Here is a 25,221-nt window from a genome sequence, read left to right as displayed (position 1 = left end):
TAAATTATCAAGTTCACACTCTGATTCGTACTCTATGACGACACACCTGATGGCGAAATCCCGCTTGGCAATTGCCGCCTTGGCTGCACTGGCGGGCGCGCTGGCGACTTCCGCCACGTGGGCGCAGAATTTCCCGATCACCAGCGGGCAGCGCCAAACGGCCACTGCAGTCGCCCAAAAAGGGGTGCCACTGAGTGAGCTGGCCGCCAATGCCCCGGACCGCTACACCGTCAAAAGTGGCGACACACTGTGGGGCATCTCCTCCTTGTTCCTCAAGAGCCCGTGGCGCTGGCCTGAGCTGTGGGGCATGAATCTGGATGAAATCAAGAACCCCCACCGCATTTACCCCGGCCAGATTTTGATTTTGGAGCGCGCCAATGGCGTCGCCACTCTGAAGCTGGCCAATCCGGTTGGAGAGAGCGCCGCGGCCCCGGAGACCGTGCGCGTCAGCCCGCGGACCCGTTACGAAACCCTGCCAGACTTCGCGTTGCCCACCCTGCGCACCAGCGTCATTGAGGCCTTCCTCGCAGAGCCCATGATCGTGGACGCCGCGGGCCTGAGCGCCGCCGCCCGCATTGTGGCGACGCAGGAAGAGCGCGTACTTCTAGCGCGGGGCGATCGCGCATATGCGCGTGGCACAGAGTCTCCTTTGCTGGACAACCAGAACAGGGAGCAACTGTTCCGCGTATTCCGCAATGCGACGCCTTTGAAAGACCCCGGTACCGGCGAAATCCTGGCCTATGAAGCCCAGTACGTGGGCAAGGCGACTTTGGCCCGAGGCGAAAGCACTACTGATGTGAACGGGCCGGAGGGCAGCACCCTCAGTGCGGTCGTTCCCGCCACCATCGACATCATTTCTGCCAAGGAAGAGATGCGTGTGGGTGACCGGCTGTTGCCTGAGCCCCCCAAACAGTTTGCAAGCTACACGCCCCGCGCGCCCGAGGGCCGGATCGCAGGTCGCATCGTGTCTGTGTATGGCAGCACGTCCATCGTCAATGCATCCCAAAATCAGGTCGTTGCGATTAATCTGGGTAAGCGGGATGGCATTGAAAGCGGGCATGTCCTTGCAATCCAGAAAGATGGTGCCCGTATCGTGGACAAGTCAGACCCGACCAAACCGCTGATGAAGTTGCCTGACGAGCGCAACGGGCTGCTCATGGTTTTCAGTACCTATGAGCGCGTGTCTTATGCACTGATCCTCGAAATCATCGATGGCGTGCGCGTGGGTGACCGCCTGATCAATCCCCGCTGAACTTCCAGCAGGATGCGCCCCGGCATAGATGCGGAGGAGCTGCGCAGCTGGCTGCGCCTTGAGTTGACCAGCGGCGTCGGTAACGTCACCGCCCGCAGTCTGCTTCAGCATTTCGGACTCCCGAACTCCATCTTTGAGGCCACGGAGTCTGAACTCCGGGTTTGTGTCACTGAGCGGCAGGCTGAGGCCCTTTTACAAGTACCGCAGGGCCTCGATGAGCTGGTTGACCTTACCCGGCATTGGCTACAGGCAGCTCCCGATCAGCGGCGCGTGTTGACTTTGGGCGATAACGATTACCCACTCGCGCTGCTTGACACCGAAGATCCGCCTCTGATACTGTATGCAATGGGGCAGGTACAGGACCTGGCTTCCGGTTTCGCACGGTGTGCACAGCGAGGCGTTGCGGTCGTGGGCAGCCGAAACCCCACGCCACAGGGCATTCAGAACGCCAGACAGTTCAGCGCAGCCCTTGGACAAGCCGGGTTGACTGTGGTGTCAGGCTTGGCATTAGGTATCGATGGTGCTGCCCACGAAGGCGCATTAGAGGGCAGCTTCAAGGATGAGCTCGCCACCATTGCAGTGGTGGGCACAGGATTGGACCGGGTCTACCCCAAAGCCCATTTGGAATTGGCCCATCGGATTGCCGCACGCGGAGTTCTTCTGAGCGAGTATCCGCTGGGAACCCCACCCTTATCGGCCAACTTCCCCAAACGCAACCGCATTATTTCCGGCCTCTGCAAGGGTACTTTGGTCGTCGAGGCAGCCCTGAAATCCGGTTCATTGATCACGGCTCGCATGGCCGTCGAACAGGGTAAAGAAGTATTCGCCATTCCGGGGTCCATCCATTCCACCCAAGCACGGGGTTGCCATGCGCTGATCAAACAAGGCGCAAAATTAGTGGAATCTGCGCAAGACATCCTGGATGAACTGAATTTGATGACAAATGCGCGGGCCCCGTCGACGTCAACCAATGGTACCAGCGAAGTCAGCCCATCTGCCGCGACCTCCCTCTCTTCCCTAGAGAACGGTTTGCTGGACGCTTTGGGGTTCGAACCTACCAGCCTTGACGTACTTCAAAACCGCAGCGGAATGGATACCGCTACGCTGCAAGCTCTCTTGATGGGCCTCGAGCTAGCCGGTTTTGTTGCGCGGTTGCCCGGTAGCAAGTTCCAGCGTCTCGGAACAGCCTGAATCGGACCCAGCCCTCACTGATCCGGAGAAAAGACGGGCAGTTCAGACCTGCTCATCCCGCGCGGTTTTTCTGGGATATATTGGCTTCCATGTTCGAAGTCCTCGCCTTTGTTTACGAAAACTATTACGCAGAAGACGGTTGCCCGGAGCCGGCGCACCTGCAACGAAAACTCAATGCGGTAGGCTTTGACGAGGGTGAAATCTCTGAAGCCCTCGACTGGTTGTCGGGTCTGGGCAGTGCGGCAAGATTTGCCCGACCAGCTGCGACCGATTCGCCTACCGTGCTGCACAGCACCTGGCTGCACCTTCCATCCAGCCGCAGCGCCCGGGTGTATTCAGTGCAAGAGCAGAACCAGCTGGGTCCCGTGTGTTTGGGATATTTGAGCTTTATGGAGAGTTCGGGTGTCTTGCCGGCGCACATCCGGGAAGTAGTTATGGACCGCAGCATGGCTATTACCAGCGCCCCGATCAGCTTGGATGACTTGAAGATCATCATCCTCATGGTGTTCTGGACATTCGGGCAGGAACCCGATGCCTTGGTACTGGATGAGCTCTGCGAGAACCACGAAATCCGAATCGTGCACTAAACGCCGAACGAAAAGAGATCCTCAGGCAAGCAAACGTTCAGGATTGGCTTCGAGTTTGGCCAACGCATCGCGCGTAGCGCGTACGGTGAGTGCCTCTTCTTCTTGGGGCAAAAGTAGACCGGCTTGCAAGTACGCCGCCAAACGCCCGCCCTGAATCAGGAAACTTTTTCCCGAGGTCGAGGCAAACAGGTTGAGGTGTTTGCGATCGCTGCGCCAAGCAAATTGCACCTGGGTAATCTGGTTGTTGTGATCCAGTGTGTACCAGGTTCCGAGCTGGAGTTCTTGGGCCCAAGCCATCATGGCTGCGGTTGGTTTGGAGCCACCATTGGCCACTACCTCGATCGCCGAGGCATCGATACCCAACATCATTTCGATACTTTCGGCATCCAACGGCAAGTCTCCCATGCCGTCCTCAGACACGAAGTCTTCCAGGTTGCCAAGACGCTGGGCCATGGCGTCAATTTTCGCTTGCGGAATAGCCTGTGTCTTCGACATGAAAGCATCCGCCAAGGTATCGCTGATCCGCTTCACATGAGCTTCTTGCTCAGACGGAGCCATGGCCAGCAAGGTCATTCCGGAACGTAAACGGAGCAACAGATTTGGTAAATCCTGAATCACTTTGGCCCGGTCTGCACGGTTGGGCTTGGCACTGGCCGCCCATACAAGATCCGTCGCTGACTTCTTTAACACCAGCGTGTCCGCATGTTGCGGACCTTTGCGTACTGCGGCCACAGCCAGAACCTCGGCCCACACCTTGAATAGGAAGTCACGGATCTCGTCACGGACAGGCATGTCCTTGAGCATGTTCCGCATCTCGATCGTGTATTGGATTGCCAGCGTTTCCTTCTGTTCGACTTGCTGAGCAACACCGACCACCTTTTGTGCGGGACCCTTTTCTGTCAGGAACTTGGACAAAAATTTCTGAAACTCGTCAAAAACAATCTGGTAGACCTTTTTGCCCGTCTCCGGATATTGTTCGATCACCTGAACAATACGCTTGATCTCGGCTTCCATGGCACTTCCATGCACGCCTGCAGCGTCAAAACCCATAACGCAGGAACCCATGCGATCAATCAGCATACGGGCCGGGTGGGTTGCTGTACCAAAAAAGTCAGGGTCTTCCAAGGCCACGCGCAGAACCGGCATCTGCAAACGGGCAAACCAGACGCGGATTCCGGGCGGAATGCGCTCCTCAGCGAGAATGGCCTGAAACATGAGCGCCACGATCTCAATGGTCGCTTTCTCACCTTTGGTTTCTGCTTTTTTCTTCAGTTCGGCAGACTTCTCACGCAAGTCGCCTGCAACTTTCGCAACGCCCGCAGGACTGTAATCTTCGTACATCGTGCCACCAGCGGCGTACCCTATCCCACCAGCCGGCTGATAAGCCATGGCAGCCGCCAAGGCTGGAGACGGCGCGTGATGCTCGGTGCCCACAAAGTCGCCACCGCCATGTGCCACAAACAATTTACGGATTTGTCCGATGACACCTTGCGCTCGACTCCTCGCACGTGCCAATGGCGTTGTAGCAGTCAGCATACGAGTCTCTTCAGCGGCTCCATAGGCCTGCCCGGGGGTGCTACTCGCACCGGACGACTGACGCCAGAAGGGCGTGGGGGTCGAAGTACTGACTCCTTGCGGTCCGGATGCAGGTCCACTCGCCATGCCGCCTGCTGTTGCACCACCTGACGAAGCTCCGCCCCAACCCAAGCGACCACTGAAAAAGCCTCCGCCAGAGCGTGGAGCCGAACTCACTTGCTCTACACCACCATGCCCTGAAGCTGCACCGCCCCCTTGAGGCGCCGCATAACCCTGCTGCAAACCTGCGCGCCCAGTCGGAGAGGAGAACCCGGTCGCTCCGTAGCCACCACCCTGCTGGGGGTATTGGCCTTGGGCGAACTGGCCTTGCGGATATCCCGCATCGCCATAGCCCATGTCCCCATAGCCACTGGAGCCATGTTCTGGAGGGGGGGCGTCGACACCGGGTACCGGGGCACGCGGTCGCGGCGATGCAGACTTGGTGGGTGACTTGACGCGGTCTTTCAACTCAATGGTCGGCATCACACCTTTGCTGATCAGCAAATCGTTGGCATTTTTGTAGGCCACGATCAAGCGCTCAATCAGAAGGCGCTGCACCACCTCGGTGACCATTGGCCATGACTCTCCGGGCATCCCGGACTTCGCCCACTGTTCGACGAGCAGGAGGACCAGAACTTCGGGCCGCAATAGATCGTGCCCTTCCAGATCCTCAGTCCCCTCAAGGTACTTGATGCGGATGCGCAAGTCATCCAACTGGGGCAATACTTTTTCGTTCACCGCCAACACCATGCGTGAGGCGAGAATCTTGTTCTCCACCACTTCGGTGCCTACCAGCTCCAAACCTGCAGACTCCAAGCCCGATGCCTTCTTCTGCTTGGGCGGCTCCAGGCACTCACGCCAGACTTTGGTGGTTCCATCTATCCATACCGGCCGACTTTGCTTGTAGGCCATCCAGATATCCCGGCGCAACTGAGACTCACGGGCATTGGTCAGCTCATCCATCAGCGTGGTCAAACGCTCCTGGACCGCCCCACTGATCTCCAGCAGTGCCTTGCCGGCCTCAGCAAGAAATCGCTCACGCAGTGCGCGCGTAAGCTGCAAACGGGGGGAAAGCGTGGGACCGGTAGCCATCGTCGTGTTCAGTTGTCTTTAGACAGTAGCACCCGCATTCGGATCGTTGGGGTCAGCATCCTTTTTAACGCCTCCCTTTACCAAGTCTTCGCGTTGAATGCCCAGCCACATCGCAATAGCTGCCGCAACGAAGACCGAGGAATAAATGCCGAACAAAATCCCGATAGTCAATGCCAAGGCGAAGTAATGCAAGGTGGCACCGCCGAATACCAGCATGGACAGCACCATCAATTGAGTAGAGCCATGGGTGATGATGGTACGGCTGATGGTTGAAGTGATGGCGTTATCGATGATCTGTTCCGTGTTCATCTTCCGGTAGCGACGGAAGTTCTCGCGGATACGGTCAAAGATCACCACCGATTCGTTCACGGAATAACCCAGGACCGCCAATACGGCCGCCAATACGGGCAAGGAAAATTCCCACTGAAAGAACGCAAAGAAGCCAAGAATGATGATCACATCATGCAAGTTGGCGATGATGGCTGCCACCGCAAACTTCCACTCGAAACGGATGGCAAGGTAGATCATGATGCCCACCACCACAAAGGCCAGAGCCTTCAAGCCGTCAGCCGCGAGTTCATCACCCACCTGGGGGCCCACAAATTCCGTGCGGCGCAAGGTCGCGCTGGCATCTGACGATTTCAGGGCGGACAACACCTTGTCGCTTTGCTGGCCAGAAGTGCTGCCCTTTTGCACCGGCATGCGGATCAACACATCCTGTGCAGTACCGAAATTCTGAACCTGGACGTCATTGATGCCCAAGCTCGCTACGGTGCTCCGAATGTTGTCCAGATTAGCCGGCTGGGAATAACTGACTTCCATCAAGGTGCCGCCGGTGAACTCCACCGACAAATGCAACCCGCGCGAAAACAGGAAAAACACGGCCGCCACAAAGGTGACGAACGAGACCAGATTGAAAATCAAAGCATTCCGCATAAACGGAATGTCACGGCGGATTTTGAAGAATTCCATGACTTTTCCCTTTAGTTGGTGGTGACCTGCTGCCCAGCATCAGGACGCCAAACGGTACCGATGGAAACCGTTTTCAACTTCTTTTGGCGACCGTACCACAAATTCACCACGCCACGCGAGAAGAAGACGCCGGAGAACATGCTCGTCAAAATACCCAAACAGTGAACCACTGCAAAACCACGTACCGGACCGGAACCGAATGCCAGCAAGGCCAAGCCGGCAATCAGCGTAGTGACGTTGGAGTCGATGATGGTGGCCCATGCGCGGTCGTAACCGGCGTGGATGGCAGCTTGTGGCGACGCGCCATTGCGCAACTCTTCGCGCACCCGCTCGTTGATCAGCACGTTTGCGTCAATCGCCATACCCAGCACCAACGCCATCGCGGCCATACCCGGCAGGGTCAAGGTGGCTTGCAACATGGACAAGACCGCCACCAACAGCAGCAAGTTGAACGCCAGCGCGACGCTGGAGATCATGCCGAACAGCATGTAATAGACGCACATGAAAATGGCCACGGCGGTAAAGCCCCAAGAAACGCTCTGGAAGCCCTTGGCAATGTTTTCAGCACCTAAGCTCGGACCAATGGTGCGCTCTTCAATGATTTCCATGGGCGCCGCCAATGAGCCGGCGCGAAGCAACAGGGCAGTGTCAGCCGCCTCTATGGTCGTCATGCGACCGGAAATCTGTACACGCCCGCCGCTGATTTCAGAGCGGATGACTGGAGCGGTTACCACCTCGCCCTTGCCCTTTTCGAACAAAAGGATGGCCATGCGCTTGTTGATGTTCTCGCGGGTGACGTCACGGAAAATGCGCGCACCCTTGGCATCCAAGGACAGGTTGACTGTGGGTTCCTGGGTCTGGCTATCGAAGCCGGGTTGAGCATCCGTCAGGTTCTCACCGGTGAGGATCACCTGTTTCTTGACGATCACAGGGCGCCCTTCGCGATCCAGATAGCGTTCCGAGCCAAAAGGCACCGGGCCGGTTCCGGTTTCGGCAGAGCGCGCCTCGGTACCCTCGTCCACTAGCCGGACTTCCAGCGTTGCTGTCCGGCCCAGAATGTCTTTGGCCTTGGCAGTGTCTTGCACACCGGGCAACTGCACCACGATGCGGTCCAGGCCCTGCTGCTGAATCACCGGCTCGGCCACGCCCAGCTCATTGATACGGTTGTGCAGCGTGGTGATGTTCTGCTTGAGCGCCTGTTCTTGAATCGTCTTGGCAGACACCGGCTTGATGCTGGCTACCAGCTTCACTTCGGCGCCGTCCGTGGAGGACACAGTTTCCAGATCGGCGAATTGGTCCTGGATGATGCGCTTGGCGGCATCCGCCGTAGCAGCGTCACGGAAACGCACTTCCACCGTTTGTGCATTGCGGGAAATACCACTGTGACGCACATTTTTCTCACGCAATACGGTGCGGATATCCCCGGCGAGGGATTCAGCACGCTTGGTCAGCGCTGCCTGCATGTCCACCTGGAGCATGAAATGCACGCCACCGCGCAGGTCCAGCCCCAGATACATGGGAGATGCATGCAATGCAGTCAGCCATGCGGGGGAACGGGACAACAGGTTCAAGGCCACGATATAGGCCGGATCGGTCGCATCCGGGTTGATCGCCTTCTGGATGGCGTCTTTGGCTTTGAGCTGGGTATCAGTATCAGCAAAGCGGGCCTTGACGGAAGTGCCTTCCAAAGCCACCGCGTCTGCGGTCAAGCCGGCGTCCTTCAAGGTTTGTTCAACCTTGGCCAGAACTGCGGTGTCGACCTTCACGGACGATTTGGCCGCAGAGACTTGAACCGCGGGTGACTCGCCGAACAAATTGGGCAGGGCATACAAGCCACTGACCACCAGCGCGACCAGAATGATCGCGTACTTCCACACCGGATAACGGTTCATGATCGCGCTTTGCTTCGGGTTGACGACTTACTTGATGGAGCCCTTGGGCAGCACTTGCACTACCGCGCTGCGCTGCACCTGAACTTCAACGCCACTGGCCACTTCCAGACCCACATAGCTGTCGCCCAACTTGCTGACCTTGCCGAGCACGCCACCAGCGGTCACGACTTCATCGCCCTTGGCCAGCGCATCAATCATGGCGCGATGCTCTTTCTGCTTTTTCATTTGGGGGCGGATCATCACAAAGTACAGCACCACAAACATCAGCACCAAAGGCAACATGCTCATCAAGGAGGATTGCATATCACCTCCGGCAGCGGCGGGAGCGGTTTGGGCAAAAGCAGAAGAAATGAACACAGGCAAACTCCACAAAAGGGAACAAAACAAAAACGTTTGCGGCTGCGGGCATGCCCGCGCGCACGCGGACCGGCCTCTGGCCAGACAACCGGTCATTGTAAGCGGGGGAAAAGGCCCGCCCGTGAAGGGCGGGCATGGCCCTAAGCAGCCCGGGCTTGTTGGGCTTGATCCAGAGTGCGGTAGCGCGCCAACAGCTCAGCCCACTGGACTTTGGCCGACCTCAGGTGCCGGGCCTTGACATGGCCATAGCCGCGGATGTGCTCGGGGACTTTGGCAAACGCGACGGCGGCGCTAAGGTTGCCGAGGTTCAATGAGGGCAACATGCTCTTGATAGCCTCGCGGTATTCAACGATCAGGGCCCGCTCTTCGCGGCGCTCTTCCGTGTAACCGAACACATCCAAAGCGGTACCCCGCAGTACCTTCAGTGGCGTCAGCGCCCGGAATGCTAAGCCCATCCAGCTGCCAAAACGCGCCTTCTGCAGCTCGCCCTGGGCGTTTTTGCGTGCCCACAAGGGCGGTGCGAGATGGTAGGCCAGCTTGAAGTCGCCTTCGAACATGGCGCCAACGCGGTTTTTGAACGCGGTGTCGGTATGCAATCGCGCGACTTCGTACTCATCTTTGTAGGCCATGAGTTTGAAGAGGTAGCGTGCGACCGCTTCAGTCAAAGGCAGCTTGTCACTGCCCAGCGCAGCCTCCTTGGCACGCACGTGCATCACAAAGTCCGTATAGGTGCGGGCGTAGGCCGCGTTTTGATAGCCGGTCAGAAACTCCACACGCTGCTGCACCATGACGTCCAGCGTTTCTTTGATGCGCGGCGTGAATGCAATCACTTGCCCTAGGTTGATGGCACGTTGGACGGCGGGCCAATCCACGGCGGCGCGGCGGCCCCACTCAAAAGCGGCCTTGTTGTTCCCCACTGCAACTGCATTCAGCTCGATAGCGCGCATCAAGGATGCCAGTCCCAAAGGAATCCAGCCCTTTTGCCACGCATAGCCCAACATCATGGGGTTGGTGTAGATGCTGTCGCCCATGACCTTGGTGGCCACCGCATCGGCATCAAACAGCCCGACATGGCTTTCGCCCACGGTGCGGGTGATGTCGCTCACGCACTGGTCGCCCGGGTTGGTCCAGTCGGCATTCTTCACAAAGCCGGCGGTAGGCACCGTGTTGGCGTTCAACGCCACATGGGTGCGACCGGGCCGCATGCGGATGAGCGTTTCTTTGCCAGCCACCACGACCGGATCACAGCCAAGCACCAAATCTGCGGAAGCCGTACCGACCCGCGTGGTGCGGATCGCGTCCTGGGACGCGCCAATCAACACATGGCTCCATGTGGCACCCCCCTTTTGCGCCAAGCCACCGGCGTCCTGGGTGACGATACCTTTCCCCTCCAGGTGGGCCGCTACGCCTAGCAGCTGTCCGATGGTGATCACGCCCGTGCCGCCCACGCCTGCCACGATGGTGCCCCACACACCGCCCTGCACCGTTGCAAGGTCGGGAAGCTGAGGGTCCGGCAACGCCGGCCAGCCGCTGGCATCGGTTTGCAGCTTGACCGGCTTCTTCAGGCTACCGCCTTCCACCGTCACAAAGCTGGGGCAAAAGCCTTTGACGCAAGAAATATCTTTGTTGCAGGTGCTCTGGTTGATCTGGCGTTTGCGCCCGAAGGGGGTCTCCAGCGGCTCCACACTCATGCAGTTGCTTTGCACGCCGCAATCGCCACAGCCTTCGCACACCAGTTCGTTGATGACTACGCGCTTGGCGGGGTCCACCATGGTGCCGCGCTTGCGGCGGCGGCGCTTTTCGGTGGCACAAGTCTGGTCATAAATGATGACGGTGGTGCCTTTGATGTCGCGGAACTCGCGCTGGATGCGGTCCAGCTCATCACGGTGCTCAATGGCAATGCCCTCGGGCAGCCCCTCGACTGCATCGTATTTTTCAGGCTCGTCTGTCACCACTATGATTTTGATAGCGCCTTCCGCACGCATGCTCTGCGCTATCTGCACCACAGAGTGCCCTTCCGGCCGCTCACCCACCTGCTGGCCACCGGTCATGGCCACCGCATCGTTGTAGAGGATTTTGTAGGTGATGTTGACGCCGGCCGCTATGCTCTGGCGGATGGCCAGCAAGCCGCTGTGGAAGTAGGTGCCATCGCCCAGGTTGGCGAAGATGTGTTTGTCGTTGGTGAACGGCTGCTGCCCGACCCATGGCACGCCCTCGCCACCCATCTGGGTAAAACCATCGGTGCTGCGGTCCATCCAAATAGTCATGAAATGGCAGCCGATACCGGCCATCGCACGCGAACCTTCCGGCACTTTCGTGCTGGTGTTGTGCGGGCAGCCTGAGCAGAACCAAGGCTGGCGAACCGCAGCCGCTGCACCGGAGTTGCCCAAGTCAATGACGTGCATGGCCCGCTCTTTGGCTTCCAGAATCGCCATCTGGGCATCGATGCGGGCGCTGGTGTCGGCATCCAGCCCCAGCTTTTTGATGCGCTGGGCGATCGCACGGGCGATGATGGCTGGCGACAAATCCGCATTCGCGCGGAGCAAAGTATTAGCGCTCGGGTTGGGCATGGACCACTCGCCACCGGCGCCGTAGTGGTCGGGCGTTTCCACCTCGTTGAACTTGCCCAACACGGTGGGGCGCACGTCCGCGCGCCAGTTGTAGAGCTCTTCTTTGAGCTGGTATTCGATGACCTGGCGCTTTTCTTCCACCACCAGAATCTCCTGCAAGCCGGTGGCGAATTCGCGGGTCAGCTGCGCCTCCAGCGGCCACACCACACCCACTTTGTGCAGGCGGATGCCGATGCGGCGGCAGGTGTCATCGTCCAGCCCTAAGTCGAGCAGCGCCTGGCGGGTATCGTTGTACGCCTTGCCGCTCGAAATAATGCCGAAGCGGTCGTGCGGTCCTTCGATCACGTTGTGGTTCAGCCGGTTGGCGCGGATATAGGCCAGCGCGGCATACCACTTGTAATCAAACAGGCGGGCTTCCTGGTCCAGCGCATGGTCGGGCCAGCGAATGTGCAGACCACCGTGTGGTAGCTCAAAGTCGGCCGGCATGCGGGTGAGGACGCGCTCGGGATCGATGGTGACAGTGGCGCTGGACTCCACAATTTCCTGGATCGTCTTCATGCCCGCCCACACGCCGGAAAAACGGCTCATGGCAAAGGCGTGCAGACCGAGGTCCAGAATCTCCTGCACATTGGCCGGGAAGAACACCGGGAATCCGCAGGCCTTGAAGATATGGTCGCTCTGGTGGGCGGCAGTGGAGCTTTTGGAGATGTGGTCATCCCCCGCCACGGCGATCACACCGCCCCAGGGCGTGGTGCCGGCCATGTTGGCGTGCTTGAACACGTCGGAGCAGCGGTCCACACCGGGGCCTTTGCCGTACCAGATGCCGAACACGCCGTCGTATTTGTTAGTGCCGGGTGGTGCAAAGCCCAGCTGCTGAGTACCCCACAAGGCGGTGGCAGCCAGCTCCTCATTCACGCCCGGCTGGAACTTGATGTGGTGGGCCTCCAGGTATTTTTCTGCCTTGACCAGCGACTGGTCATAGGTGCCCAAGGGCGAGCCACGGTAGCCGCTGATAAAGCCGGCCGTATTCTTGCCGGCGCGCTGGTCGCGCACGCGCTGCAGCATGGGCAGCTTGACCAGTGCCTGCACGCCACTCATGAAAGCGCGGCCGTGGTCGAGGGCGTATTTGTCATCGAGGGTGACGGAATCCAACGCCGTGCGGATGTGCGCGGGCAGGTCCCGGTTGAGGGGTGCATTCATGGTGCTTGTCTCCGTGTTTTTGTTCGGCAAAGTGTATGCCCGCAACTCAGATAGGTGTTTGCTTTCTTTGCCTGAAAACCACCTCCCAAAGAACGATTCTTTCTCCATAATGCGTTTTATGGAAACACTTGACCGTTATGACCTGGCCATCCTGAGCGAGCTGCAAAACGATGGGCGCCTCAGCAACGCCGAACTCGCCACCCGCGTGGGCCTGAGTGCGGCGCCCTGCTGGCGGCGGGTGAAGGCGCTGGAGGACAGCGGCTTCATCACCGGTTACCGGGCAGAGATCAACCGCCAAAAAATCGGGCTGGGGGTGCTGGCCTTTGTGCGCCTGGACGCCAACCGCAACAGCGGCGATGTGCTGCACGAACTCGAAGAGGCGATACGGCGGATCCCAGAGGTCATCAGCTGTCACTACATCAGCGGCACCGGTACTTTTGAGCTGCAGGTGGTCAGCCGCGACCTGAACAGTTTCAGCCAGTTTGCGCGCGAGGTGCTGATCAACCTGCCCAACGTCAAAGACCTGCACACCAGTTTCTCGCTGGGTGAGGTCAAGGCCAGCAGTGCGCTGCCCTTGAGTCAGTTACAAGCGCCGCCCACAGGCGCCACAATGAAAGGACGCCCATGAACCGCAGACATTGGCTGGTTTTGGCACTGTTTTGGGACCTTGCGCCCGCTGTATATGCGCAAGCAGCTATCAATTCAGGAGCAAATGCAACTCCCTTGCCCTTGCGCAATCTGCTCCTCGAAGTGAGGCAGGTGCAATCCGAAGATGGCCAGCAGGCGGGCGTAGACCTGCAAGGTGGCAGGGTCACAGGCGGCCTGTCGCAAGGCCGTAGCAGTGGCACGGCGGTGCAACAAATTCTTATCCTGAATGGCCGGCATGCACGCATCGCGGTGCAAACGCAAACGCCATTGCGCTTGCTGCAAAGCTTTGTGCGCAACGGGCAAATCGTGACCACCCAAGGGACCGTGCTGATCGAGGCGGGAACGGGCTTTAGCGCGCTGCCGCGCTGGGAGGGTGGCGATGTGGTCGAGGTCGAACTCAATACCCAGCAAGCTCTGCGCCCCCTGTTTCCCCAAGCCGGCGCAGTGAATGCCCCACCGGCACAGTCCAGCACCGGCAGCAGCATGCTGCTCCCCTTGGGCGAGTGGATGACAGTGGCAGAGACCGAGCAAAACCTGCAGAACAACCAACAGAGCCTGCGTGGCGCGCAGATCCAGAGTGGCGTGACCCGAACGGAGGTTCAGCTCAAGGTCAGTTTGCGCTGACAGTCCGAACCAGCGAACTCAGACCAGCGCGCGCTGCCATGCTGCGTGGTACTCACCCAAGCCTGCGACAGACAGCGCTTCAACAGGCATCACATCGGCCGCAGTCGACTGCCCCCACCTCGAGAGCATCCACGCACCCCGCGCCGTTCCCTCCACCGGGTCGAGGCTGACCAGGCATCGGGCTGCGGGCATGAGCCCCTGCAACGCTCCGAGGTACAAAGCATTTCGGGCCAGCGGCCCTTCTACCAACACGGTGCGTGGCAGTGCGCTCCCGCTCCACAGACGCTCCACGAGCCAAGCTGTCGTCTGCGCGCAGTACAGGGCCGCCAGGGCAGCGCGTTGACCCGCAGCAAGTCCGGCACTGCCTGCATCCGCAAAGGCTTTCGAGCCACACCGGATACTGCCTTCACGCCCACGGAACGGCCCGCCATGTGCCGCAAATGAAGGCAAAGCCATGACCGCCCCGGAGATGAGGGATTGCAGATCTTCGAGGCTGCCCGCTTCCGGGTCTGCGCCGGCCAACAGACATTCAAACTCCCGCCCGCCCATGAAGCGTGCGGTCGGCGTGGCGCGGCCCAGTACGTCCACATTCGCCAGCATGTCGCGCTCGGCCTGCAAACCCTGGGTGGACGCTCCGGGGGCCATCAGCACCGTCCAGGTTCCGGAGGAGACCACGGTCAACGCCGTGCTGGTAGTGGCATCACGGTTCAGTGACTCCAAATAGCGGGCGAGGCAGGCATTGCTGTCGTGCACTCCTGCATGCACCACACAGTGCGGCGGCAAGCCCCATGTCTGAGACACCTGTGGCCTCACTGTACCCAGTACTTCCCAAGCCGAACGCACCGGCGCAAACAATGCGGCCCACCCTTGGCGACTTGCCAGTTGAGAAAATTCACCCGCCTGCGGCAGCCACAGATGCGTGTGGCACCCCAGCGAAGACACCTCGCTCGCCCGCTCACCACACAAGCGCCACGCCCAGTACTGCGGGTACGGCAGGAGATGGCGGGTGCGCTGCCAGGCTTGCGGGTGCGCGTGCTGCACATAGAACAGCTGCCTGGCCGCGTTCAAGCCTGCGGGCAGATCGGGCGACAGCGTCTGCGCGAAGGCATCTGCAGCGTCCTCAAATTCGCGCGCCCATACAGGGTGCTTTGCCAGCGCATCAAACTCGTAATCCAGCGGCGCCCATGCCAAGCCGGTCTCATCCAGCCCCACCAGCGCTGCGCCATGGGTTGACGTCATCACACGGCTACAACGCACGGTGTTGGGCGAAGCGCCCAGGGTGTGCGACATCCAGTCCTCCAGCCCCTGCACATCCAGAGCCGGATAGCCCAAGGCCGAGGGGACGCTGCGGTTGTCGCGCCCGTGGCGTTCCACCACCTCACCGGCATCGTTGAACATCAGCAGCTTGGCATGGCTTTTACCGATGTCGATGACCAGCGTCAGTTCGTCTTTCACGCTGTGCCTTTCAGTCCAAATGAAACAGGCAGGGCAAGGGCTCGGCAACCGGTGAACCATCCGGGTTGGCACGCATGATGTCTGCCATATGGGCCCACCAGCGCTGCATCACCGGGTGACGAGGCAAATCCGCCATGGTGTGCCCCGCGGTGCGGCGCAGTACGGCAAAAAGCACCAGGTGCTGCTCGTCCAGATAGATGCTGTAGTCCGAGATGCCGGTGGCTTGAAGCAGCGTAACCAGCTCCGGCCAAATCTCGTCATGGCGCTTTTTGTACTCCGCGACACAACCCGGATTCAGGAACATGCGGAACGCGTACTTCTCGGTGGGTTGTGCCAGACTCATGCCGGTACCCTCCGGCCTTGCAGCAGGCGCGGCAGCACCATGGAGACGATCAACAGGACTCCGATCACCATGGACATCACAATGCCCGTGACGTTGGCCATGCCCATGGCAAAGGTGAACAAGCCCAAGAGCAACACAGCCAGCATGGTGCCCACGATGCTGCCGCGCCCGCCCTCAATGGCGACCCCGCCTAGGATCACCATGGTGATGGCATCAAGCTCCCATCCCATGGCGATGTTGGGGCGGGTACTGCCGATGCGACCGGTCAGCATGATGGCTGCCAGGGCTGCCATCAGACCGGAAAACACAAACAAGGCCAAGCGGTAGCGGTCCACCTCGATACCCGAGAAACGTGCGGCGACAGGATTGGCGCCAATGGCGTAGAGCCTGCGTCCCGCGACCGTACGATGCAGGGTCACGCCCACAGCCAGCGCAAAGACCACAAGAATGGCGAATTCAATCGGGATGATGAGCCAGCGTACACCGATGATTTCACCCACGTAGCTATTGCCCAGGGTGGAGAACACCTCGGGATAGCCGGAAATGGCCTGATCCCCCAAAGCCACGAGTGCCAGACCCCGGTACAGCGACAGCGTGCCGATGGTGACCACAATCGAAGGCAGCTTGTAGCGGGTGACCAGCACACCATTCACTGCGCCGGCGACTGCGCCGGTCATCAACGCTGCCAACGTCATGCCCACGGGCCCGGCACCTGCTTTCATGGCGTAGCCCATTGCAAGCGAACAGAGTGCCAGAATGGCTGCAATCGACAAGTCGATCTCCCCTGCGATGATGAGCAGGGCCAAGGCCAGCGCCAGAATGCCTTTCTCACTGAAGTTAAACGTGCTATCTGCCAAGGCATCCGGCGTCATGAAGCCGGGCTGCGCAAAGCCGAAGACCGCCAGCAACAACACCAGCAACGCGAGCAACACCCGCTCCCATGTATTCCAGGCCTTCATGCCGCTGCTCCTTGAGGATGTGTTGTGCTGCTTTTGCGCTCCAGAATCTGCCGGCCACTACGCCGCTCCGCACGCGCATTGACGGTCACCGAGATCAGGATGACCGCACCCGCAATCGCTTGTTGCCAGAACGGTGACACCTGGATCACCGGCAAAGCCCCGTTGACCACGCCGATGAACAGGACTCCCAATGCAGCTCCGGCGACCGTGCCAACTCCGCCACCGATGCTGACGCCACCGATGACGCAGGCCGCCACCACTGTCAACTCATAGCCGGCCGCCAATTCGGTGTAGGCGATGGAGTAGCGCCCCACCCACAGCAAACCGGCCAGGCCCGCCAACATGCCCGACAGGGTATAGACCCGCATCAGGCACTTGCGCGGAGAAATTCCCACATAGGCAGCAGCCAGTGGATTGCCCCCCAAGGCATAGATCTCGCGCCCCTCGCGGCGCAGCTTCAAGAACACCGTGGCCAGCACCACCACCACCACGGCAAACCACACGAGTGCAGGCAGCCCGAGCCAGACCTCACGCGGCAGACCTTTGATGACTTGGTGGATATCCTGATCAGAGACCCAAGCGCCCTTGCTCGCCACGAAGATGGCGCCTCGATAGGCAGACAAAGTCCCCAAGGTCACCACAATGGGCGGCAAGCCGAAGCGGGTAATCAACCAACCGTTCACGGACCCCAGAAATGCGCCAATCGCCAGTGCCAAAGCGATCAATACCGGTGCTGAAGCGCCCGGCCACGCCTTGCCAACCAGGGCACACACCATACCGGTGAGCGCCAGATTGGAGGCGACTGAGAGGTCGATGCCACGGGTCAGCAACACCAGCATCTGCCCCATCACCAGGATGGCAAGGATGGCGGAATCGTTGGCAATGTCCATGCCATTGCGCCAAGTCAGGAAAACCGGCGCACGCACACCCACAGCCAGCGCAATGGCAGCAATGATGGCCAGCAGCAGCCATTCACGCCGTATGGATTTCAGGGCACTCATGCCACCACCTCTTCACATTGAGGCGCCGCAACCGGCTGCATTACCTGTTGATTCAGACCCGAGGCCGCTGCCACGATGGCCTCCGCCTGGACCTGTGCCTTGTCAAACTCTGCCACCTGTTCACCGCGGCGCATCACGATCGTCCGGTGAGCCAGGTTCATGACCTCCGGCAACTCGCTGGACACCAGAATGACGGCCAGCCCCTGCTCCACCATTTCGGCAATGAGGTGATAGACGGCCTGCTTGGCCCCCACGTCGATGCCCTTGGTGGGCTCATCCAGAATGACGATGCGCGGGTCCAGCCCCAGCCACTTGGCGATCACCACCTTCTGTTGGTTTCCACCGGAGAGGCCGGACAACAAAGTGTCCGGCGAATGGGTCTTGATCCGCAGCCGCTCAATCATCCGCTGGCACAAAGCCGACTCGCGAATTTTCGACAACCAAATACCACGGGCGAAACGGCTCAGGCCGGCAAGGCTGATGTTGTGCTCCACCGAAAACCCGAGAATGCCCCCCTGGCGTTGGCGCTCTTCAGGGACATAGGCGATGCCGGCTGAAATCGCGTCACCGGGGCGCCGCGCATCGAGCTTCTGGCCCTGCACTGTGAATTCACCGCTGGCGGCGGGGTTCAAGCCCATGATGGCCAGCATCGCCTCGCTGCGACCGGAACCCACCAGACCATAAAACCCCAGAATTTCTCCACGCCGCAACTCAAAGGCAATGTTGCTGAATTCCGTGGGGTGCGACAGGTTCTTGACGGTCATCACCACATCACCGGGAGTGGACGCGATCTGCGGGTAAATCTGGTCGATGGCGCGCCCTGCCATGAGCTTGACCAGTTCTTGCTCCGTCACAGCCGCAATGGCGCCGGAACCCACGGCCGCGCCGTCGCGCAGCACCACGTAGCGGTCCGCCACCGCAAAAATCTCATCGAACTTGTGGGTGATGAAAATCACACCCACACCTTGGTCACGCAGCTGGCACACGATGCCGTAGAAGTCCCGGATCTCCGCCTGCGAGAGTGCGGCGGTCGGTTCGTCCAGAATCACCACCGATGCCTTTTGGGACAAGGCCCGCGCAATTTCGACCAGATGCCGCTCGGCCAAGCTCAGGTCCTTGACCAGGGTAGTCGCCTTGAAACGGGCTCCAATCTGGTCCAACACCAACTGTGCCTGGATGTTCATTGCCGACCAGTCGATAAAAGGGCCACGCATCAGGTGGCGCCCCACGTAAATGTTTTCGGCCACGCTGAGTTCTTCGAACATCACCGTTTCCTGGTGCACCGCCAGAATGCCCGCGGCCTGCGATGCCTGGGCGTTGGCGAATGTCTGCGGGACGCCCCGTAGTCGGATCACCCCTTCGTCCACCGGCACCACTCCCGTCAACATTTTGACCAGCGTGGACTTGCCGGCGCCGTTTTCGCCCACAAGGGCCAGCACCTCTCCGGCCTGCAACTCCAGATCCACGCCGCGCAAAGCATGGGTCGCCCCATAGCGCTTGTGGATGCCCTGCAGACTCAGCAATACATCAGACATTGTGCGAAATCCAACTTTTCAAAAAAAAGGGCATCTACCCGAGAGCGATGCCCCACGAACTTGTTCGTTCAACGACTCCGTCAGCCGGAGCGCACCTTCACCAGAAACACCGCAGAACCGGCTCCGCCGGGCTGCTGGTGTTGCCCCCTGCAAGGGGGCTGGCGAAAGTGCGCAGCACTGCAGCCTGGGGATGTTTAAAAGAACTTCGCGAACTTCTCCACGTTGGAGGCATCGTACGTGAAGGGCTCCGACATTGCGGCTTCGCCATTCGCATCCAAGGTCACGGTGCCTACGCGGCCCAAGGACACCTTGTCGCCGGCCTTACCGGTCACTTTGCCGGAGATGAACTGGCTGGCCGCCATGATGGAGGAGTAGCCCAGATCAATCGGGTTCCAGATGGCAAAGGACTTCACGGCACCGCTCTTCACGTGACCGGCCATTTCAGAAGGCAGGCCCAAGCCGGTTACGTAAATGGAGCCGACCTTCTTCTCGTCCTGCACAGCCTTCGCAGCAGCGGCTACGCCTACGGTGGTAGGGGCAATGATGGCCTTCAGGTTGGGATAGCTTTTGAACAGACCTTGGGCTTCACGATAGCTCTTGTCGGTCTGGTCATCGCCATAGACCACGCTGACCAGCTTCAGACCCTTGTAGGCAGGCTGCGCGAGCACTTTCTTGGCTTCGTCAATCCAGATGTTCTGGTTGGTTGCTTGGGCAGTGGCGGAGAGCACCGCAACCTCGCCAGTCGAGCCTATCGCGTCAGCGGTCATCTTCACCAGCTTCTCGCCGATCAAGGGGTTGCTGGAGGGGTTCAGGTGCATCATGCGGCCATCCTTGCGGACGCCGGAGTCAAAGGACAAAACCTTGATACCGCGGTCCATGGCGCGCTTAAGCACGGGGGCCAGTGCGTCGGGATCGTTCGCAGAGATCACGATGGCAGATACTTTTTGGGCGATCAGTGAATTCACGATTTCGATCTGGCCTTCGGCAGTAGCCTTGGCAGGACCGGTGTAAATGATCTCGACGTTCTTGAGTTCCTTGGCGGCTTCCTGAGCGCCTTGGTTGGCGGCGTCAAAGAAGCCGTTGCCCAAACTCTTCACCACGAGGGCGATCTTGTCTGCTGCGAATGCCGGGCTGACCAGGGCCGCACTCAGTGCGATGGTCAGCAGTGTCTTGAGTTGTTTCTTCATGCTTGTCTCCTGGAATTGTTAGTAGAAAAATTTGGCACTAAGGCCGGTCTCGATACCGGCTGCACAGACCCCCCTTGGGGGGTGTGAACCGGATTCGATGGGGAGTGCGACATTGCCCATGCAATCTCGCTCAAACAATACCGCTGCTCGGGCCGCTGGCGGGTCGGATGGTCGCCATCTGCTTGCGGTATCCGCTGGCGCGGTAGGCCATGACCGGGTCGGCGGCGCCGCCGGCTTCCATGCGGATCTTTTGCAGCAGAGGGGTGACGTCGGTGTGGAAGGCCTGCTTCAGGGTCTGGGCGGCCATCAGCACATCGTTGCCATCCTGGTAGGCCGTCAACGCGGTGCGGTCGACCAACAGAGCCTGCGCATAGCAGCGCTGCACGGTGACTGCACTGGTCATCAGGCTCTCGATCGGGTCAGTCACGTTGTGGGATTGGTCCAGCATGTAGGCAGGGTCAAACTCTGCCGCTCCGATTTGTGCGGCATCTACCAATTCGTTGAACACCAAGAAGAGCTGGAAGGGGTTGATGCTGCCGCTGTCCAGGTCGTCGTCGCCGTATTTGCTGTCATTGAAGTGGAAACCGGCGAGCTTTTGGGCATGCACCAAGCGGGCCACGATCATCTCGATGTTGGTATTGGGAGCGTGATGGCCCAGGTCCACCAGACAACGCGCCTTGGGGCCCAAAGTTTGAGCAGCAAGGAGGCTGGAGCCCCAATCCTGAATCACGGTGGAATAGAAAGCAGGCTCGAACATTTTGTGTTCAAGGAACATGCGCCAGTCGCTGGGCAGTGCGTCGTAAATCTGGCGATTGCTATCCAGATATCGCTCAAACTGGCGGCGGAAGTGACTCTGGCCGGGGAAGTTGGAGCCGTCACCGATCCACACGGTGAGGGCTTTGCTGCCCAACTGCTTGCCGATGTCGATGCACTCTAGGTTGTGTGCCACGGCTTGTGCGCGCACACCTGCATCGGCGTGGGTTAGGCTGCCGAACTTGTAGGAAAGCGGCTGGTCTTTCTGATCCGAGAAGGTGTTGGAGTTGACGGCGTCAAAGCCCACCCCATGGGCCTCAGCATGCTGGCGCAGCTCTTGGTAATCGCTCACCTTGTCCCATGGGAAATGAGGAGAGACCGTGGGTGTGCACCGTACCAGTTGCTGAATAACTCCACAGTCCTGGATCTTGTCGAATACATGGCGTGGCTCGCCCAAGCCGGGGAAGCGGGCAAACCGGGTACCGCCTGTGCCCACACCCCATGAGGGGACGGCCACGGCGAACCTGGCCACCTGATCCTTGAGAACTTCGATGTCCACATTGCGGCGAGCCAGTTGCTCACCAAGGGTCTCAAAGTCGAGATTCACGCGGGCCGCGGCCTGCGCGTTGTGCTCAGCCAGCAACTGGGCATTGATCTGTTGTGTCATGGTGTTCTTTTCGTTTGCGTGCAGATTCAGCGTGGGAAGGAGGCCAGGTTGCCTGCATCCACATTGAGAATGTTGCCGGTAGATTTGGCTGCCAATTCGCTAGCCAGAAAGTAGGTGGCCTCGGCAATGTCTTCGGGGAAGACACTGCGTTTGAGCATGGACCGGTCGCGGTAGAAGGCTTCGAGCTCTTCTTCGCTCACCTTGTTGGCCGCAGCGCGTTCCTGGCTCCAGGTACCCGTCCAAATTTTGCTGCCGCGGATCACTGCGTCAGGGTTGACCACATTGCAGCGGATGCCCAAGGGCGCACCTTCGAGGGCAAAGCTGCGCGACAGCTGAATTTCAGCGGCCTTGGCTGCACAGTAGGCCACCGCCTGGTTACTCGCCACCATGCCGTTTTTGCTGGCGATGAAAACCATGGAGCCACCCACCGCTTGCGCCTTCATCAAACGGAAGGCTTCGCGCCCCACTAGGAAATAGCCAGTCGCCAAGATGCTCTGGTTGCGGTTCCAGAGCGCCAGGGTGGTGTCTTCCAACGGTGATGCCGAGGCGATCCCTGCGTTGGAGACCAGTATGTCGACTCCGCCATATTCAATCGCGGTGCGTGCATAGGCTGCAATCACCGACTCTTCGCTGGTGACATCGCAGACAACCCCACGCACCACATCCTTGCCGAACTTCTTGGAGAGTTCCGCCACCGTGGACTCGAGCGCCACAGCATCAATGTCCAGCAATACGGCGCACACGCCTTCTTGCAACTGTCGCTCCACAATCGCGCGGCCAATACCTCCGGCGCCGCCGGTAACCAGCGCCACCTTGCCGACCAAAGGTTTGGCCTTGGGCATGCGTTGCAGCTTCGCTTCTTCAAGTAGCCAGTACTCGATGTCAAATGCCTCCTGTTCAGGGAGACCCACATAAGTGTCGATGGCATTGGCATCGCGCATCACGTTGATGGCGTTCACGTAAAACTCGCCGGCAATGCGGGCCGTGGCCTTGTCTTTGGCGATGGACACCATGCCGATGCGCGGCAGCAAAATGATGACCGGATTGGGATCACGCAGGGCCGGACTGTTGGCACGCTTGCAGCGCTCGTAGTAGCCGGTGTAATCCGCGCGGTAGTCGGCGAGTTTGCCGGCAATCGCTGCGGACAACTCCGCGCCATTGAGCGTGTAAACCGATTCTTCAAGAATCAAAGGCTTGATTTTGGTGCGCAAAAAGTGGTCGGGGCAGGAGGTGCCCAAGGCAGCCAGTGCTTCCAACTGCTGGCTATTCACAAATTCCATCACGACCGGCTGGCGGTCTACATGCAGAAGCTTGTGCCCGCTTTGCGAAGCCTGACCCCGCAGAACCGGCAGCAGTTTGGCCAGCACTGCATCCTGCGTCGTTGTATCCAAACCGGTGACCTTGGAACCACCGAATGGCACCGCATTGCGGGCCTGCGCTTGTTCGGCCAACCAAGTCTGCGCCTGCGCAATCACCGCCACGGTGTTCTCGTAGCAGCTGCGGGAGTCATCGCCCCAAGTGAATAGCCCGTGACCGCCAAGTACCAGACCCTTCAGGCCGGGGTGCGCCGCCACATAGCGTTGCAGCTGCAAGCCCAGCTCATAGCCGGGACGGCGCCAGGGCAACCAACCAATGGTTCCACCGAAAGCTTGCTGGGTAATTGCTTCGCTGTTCGCCATGGCCGCAATGGCGATGACCGAATCAGGATGCATGTGATCCACATGGGCAAATGGCAGGTATGCATGCAAGGGAGTGTCGATGCTGGCAGCGCGCGGATTCAGATTGAAAGTGCAATGCGGCAGGTAGCCCACCATCTCGTCTTCATGCTCGGGTCCGCGGTAGATGCCTTGCAAGGCATTGAGCTTGTCCATATACAGGGTGGAGAAGCCATCGAGCTTCATGGAACCCACATCACCGCCCGAGCCCTTGACCCACAGCACCTGCACATCCTGACCGGTGAGCGGATCCTTCTGGCTGATCTTGGCCGACGTGTTGCCACCACCGTAGTTGGTGATGCGCAGGTCGGAGCCCAGCAGGTTGGAGCGGTACAGCAGAAGGTTGGGCTGATCCAGCCTGGCAGCGTGGTCCTCACTCCACACGGGAAACGGAACGGGAGAAATGCGTGTTGTCATGGGCAGTGCAGTTACGAAGAATTGGCGTGACTGTAGACAGTGCGAGCCATAGGCACAACGCAGACATTTTTATAAATTCGATCAGTTATTCTTATGCGTCTATGGATGTGCCCCGTGTATGTCGCCATGGCAAGACGCCTTCAGTGACAAGAAGCACCCAAACTGATTTTTTCCTAGGGAAAGTACCGATGAAAGCGCCTGTCAAAGTCACCGCTACCAAGAAGCGTTCCCTAGGGATATCCCGTAACCAGCGCCTCACTGGCAAGGAGACGCAGCCCGAATACACGCAACACCGGCTCCGGAATTTGACATTGCGTCAGCTCCGTTTGTTTGAAGCGGTTGCAACGCACTTGAGTTATTCACGGGCCGCTGAAGTCATGAATGTCACGCAACCTGCCGTTTCCATGCAAATCCAGCAACTGGAAACGGAAGTGGGGCTGCAGCTGCTGGTCAAAACAGGCCGCAAAGTGAGCCTAAGCCAAGCGGGCGAGGAAATGCTGCGCCAGTGCCGGCGGATACTGAATCAGGTCTTGTTGGCTGAAGAGTCGATGGGTGCATTCCACCCTGCAGAGGGTGGGCATGGCGGCTTGCTGCATCTGGGCGTGGTGTCCTCCGCGCATTACTTTGCCCCGGCGCTTTTGATGGCATTCGCAGAGCGCTGGCCCGGAGTGAAATTCAAACTCACGGTGGATCGCCGGGAGACGATTCTCGCCATGCTGCAAGACCATCAACTCGATGTTGCGATTGCGGGCTACCCGCCCTCAGAGGCTGACGTGGAAGCCGAAACCTTCGCACAAAATCCGCACTGCATCGTCGCGTCGGCAAATCATCCCTTAGCCAAAAAGCGGCGTGTGCACTGGGATGCCTTGCGCAATGAGCCGTTCATCTTCCGGGAGCCTGGTTCTGCAACGCGTCACTTTTTCGAACACCTGATTCAGGCTCAGTCCCTGCAAGTACGCCTGTCCATGGAGCTGTCCGGTAACGAGACCATCAAGCAGGCGGTGATTGCCGGCATGGGTATCAGCTTTCTGTCGGCGCACACTTTTCAAGTGGAGTTTGAAGCAGGGAAACTCGCCGTCCTGCAAATGGAGGACATGCCCAAAATGCTAGATTGGTGCCTGCTGCACCGGCGCGACTCCAGCCTGAGTGGTGTCAATCAGGCCTTCCGCGAGTTTGTGCTCACAGAAGGCGCTGCACTCGTGCAGTGCAGGATGTAAGCACGCTTTGCT

19 protein-coding genes are annotated in these 25,221 nt (G+C 59.4%); 6 read left to right on the top strand and 13 right to left on the bottom strand.

All coding sequences use genetic code 11. From position 1 onward, the window contains the following. Positions 1-34: 34 nt before the first annotated feature. The 3 genes from AEP_RS14055 to AEP_RS14045 all read left to right on the top strand — a co-directional run bounded on the left by AEP_RS14055 (position 35) and on the right by AEP_RS14045 (position 3,030). Positions 35-1,252: a LysM peptidoglycan-binding domain-containing protein gene (locus AEP_RS14055; protein WP_087495962.1), complete on the top strand. Its 1,218-nt coding sequence runs from the start codon at positions 35-37 to the stop codon at positions 1,250-1,252. Between the two features lie 24 nt (positions 1,253-1,276). Then, positions 1,277-2,443, top strand: coding sequence for a DNA-processing protein DprA (dprA, locus tag AEP_RS14050; RefSeq protein ID WP_087497347.1), 1,167 nt, complete (start codon positions 1,277-1,279; stop codon positions 2,441-2,443). Positions 2,444-2,532: 89 nt separating this feature from the next. Beyond that, positions 2,533-3,030 carry a DUF494 family protein gene (locus AEP_RS14045; RefSeq protein ID WP_087497346.1) on the top strand — a complete coding sequence of 166 codons (498 nt, stop codon included), beginning with the start codon at positions 2,533-2,535 and terminating at the stop codon, positions 3,028-3,030. Between the two features lie 21 nt (positions 3,031-3,051). On the opposite strand, the gene AEP_RS14040 is transcribed toward AEP_RS14045, so the two are convergent. The 5 genes from AEP_RS14040 to AEP_RS14020 form a co-directional block, all read right to left on the bottom strand. Then, positions 3,052-5,697 (bottom strand): DUF1631 family protein, encoded by a 2,646-nt coding sequence (locus tag AEP_RS14040; RefSeq protein ID WP_087495961.1) that lies wholly within the window; start codon positions 5,695-5,697, stop codon positions 3,052-3,054. Between the two features lie 18 nt (positions 5,698-5,715). Then, positions 5,716-6,669: a protein translocase subunit SecF gene (gene secF, locus AEP_RS14035; protein ID WP_087495960.1), complete on the bottom strand. Its 954-nt coding sequence runs from the start codon at positions 6,667-6,669 to the stop codon at positions 5,716-5,718. 11 nt (positions 6,670-6,680) lie between these two features. Further along, a complete protein-coding gene (gene secD / locus AEP_RS14030; protein ID WP_087495959.1) occupies positions 6,681-8,561 on the bottom strand; it encodes a protein translocase subunit SecD in 1,881 nt (626 codons plus the stop codon). Between the two features lie 27 nt (positions 8,562-8,588). After that, positions 8,589-8,918 (bottom strand): preprotein translocase subunit YajC, encoded by a 330-nt coding sequence (yajC, locus tag AEP_RS14025; RefSeq protein WP_087495958.1) that lies wholly within the window; start codon positions 8,916-8,918, stop codon positions 8,589-8,591. A 140-nt stretch (positions 8,919-9,058) separates the two neighbouring features. Then, a complete protein-coding gene (locus AEP_RS14020; protein WP_087495957.1) occupies positions 9,059-12,688 on the bottom strand; it encodes an indolepyruvate ferredoxin oxidoreductase family protein in 3,630 nt (1,209 codons plus the stop codon). A gap of 118 nt (positions 12,689-12,806) precedes the next feature. Between AEP_RS14020 and AEP_RS14015 the strand changes: the two genes are divergently transcribed. Next, the gene (locus AEP_RS14015; protein ID WP_087497345.1) at positions 12,807-13,316 is read left to right on the top strand and encodes an Lrp/AsnC family transcriptional regulator; all 510 of its coding nucleotides are present in this window, start codon (positions 12,807-12,809) and stop codon (positions 13,314-13,316) included. After that, a complete protein-coding gene (locus AEP_RS14010) occupies positions 13,313-13,960 on the top strand; it encodes a hypothetical protein (RefSeq protein ID WP_087495956.1) in 648 nt (215 codons plus the stop codon). The genes AEP_RS14015 and AEP_RS14010 overlap by 4 nt, the downstream gene beginning before the upstream one ends. A gap of 18 nt (positions 13,961-13,978) precedes the next feature. On the opposite strand, the gene AEP_RS14005 is transcribed toward AEP_RS14010, so the two are convergent. From AEP_RS14005 to AEP_RS13970, 8 genes are all read right to left on the bottom strand, one after another. Further along, positions 13,979-15,415 (bottom strand): FGGY-family carbohydrate kinase, encoded by a 1,437-nt coding sequence (locus AEP_RS14005; RefSeq protein WP_087495955.1) that lies wholly within the window; start codon positions 15,413-15,415, stop codon positions 13,979-13,981. A gap of 10 nt (positions 15,416-15,425) precedes the next feature. Further along, positions 15,426-15,758 (bottom strand): L-rhamnose mutarotase, encoded by a 333-nt coding sequence (gene rhaM / locus AEP_RS14000; protein ID WP_087495954.1) that lies wholly within the window; start codon positions 15,756-15,758, stop codon positions 15,426-15,428. Continuing rightward, the gene (locus tag AEP_RS13995) at positions 15,755-16,717 is read right to left on the bottom strand and encodes an ABC transporter permease (RefSeq protein ID WP_087495953.1); all 963 of its coding nucleotides are present in this window, start codon (positions 16,715-16,717) and stop codon (positions 15,755-15,757) included. The genes rhaM and AEP_RS13995 overlap by 4 nt, the downstream gene beginning before the upstream one ends. Next, complete coding sequence (locus tag AEP_RS13990; RefSeq protein ID WP_087495952.1) at positions 16,714-17,718, bottom strand: ABC transporter permease; 1,005 nt, start codon at positions 17,716-17,718, stop codon at positions 16,714-16,716. The genes AEP_RS13995 and AEP_RS13990 overlap by 4 nt, the downstream gene beginning before the upstream one ends. Next, entirely contained in the window at positions 17,715-19,253 is a 1,539-nt protein-coding gene (locus tag AEP_RS13985; protein ID WP_087495951.1) for a sugar ABC transporter ATP-binding protein, read from the bottom strand. Before AEP_RS13985 ends, AEP_RS13990 begins: the two co-directional genes overlap by 4 nt. A gap of 194 nt (positions 19,254-19,447) precedes the next feature. Then, the gene (gene rhaS / locus AEP_RS13980; protein WP_087495950.1) at positions 19,448-20,440 is read right to left on the bottom strand and encodes a rhamnose ABC transporter substrate-binding protein; all 993 of its coding nucleotides are present in this window, start codon (positions 20,438-20,440) and stop codon (positions 19,448-19,450) included. Between the two features lie 130 nt (positions 20,441-20,570). Then, positions 20,571-21,860: an L-rhamnose catabolism isomerase gene (gene rhaI / locus AEP_RS13975; protein WP_087495949.1), complete on the bottom strand. Its 1,290-nt coding sequence runs from the start codon at positions 21,858-21,860 to the stop codon at positions 20,571-20,573. A gap of 26 nt (positions 21,861-21,886) precedes the next feature. Continuing rightward, on the bottom strand, positions 21,887-23,992 hold the full coding sequence (locus tag AEP_RS13970; protein ID WP_087495948.1) for a bifunctional rhamnulose-1-phosphate aldolase/short-chain dehydrogenase: 2,106 nt from the start codon (positions 23,990-23,992) through the stop codon (positions 21,887-21,889). A 188-nt stretch (positions 23,993-24,180) separates the two neighbouring features. Between AEP_RS13970 and AEP_RS13965 the strand changes: the two genes are divergently transcribed. Continuing rightward, on the top strand, positions 24,181-25,209 hold the full coding sequence (locus AEP_RS13965; protein WP_087495947.1) for a LysR family transcriptional regulator: 1,029 nt from the start codon (positions 24,181-24,183) through the stop codon (positions 25,207-25,209). Positions 25,210-25,221: the final 12 nt, after the last annotated feature.

This window comes from Curvibacter sp. AEP1-3 (genome assembly GCF_002163715.1).
Lineage (GTDB): Bacteria > Pseudomonadota > Gammaproteobacteria > Burkholderiales > Burkholderiaceae_C > Allorhodoferax.
This window is presented reverse-complemented; position numbering and strand designations above follow the sequence as displayed.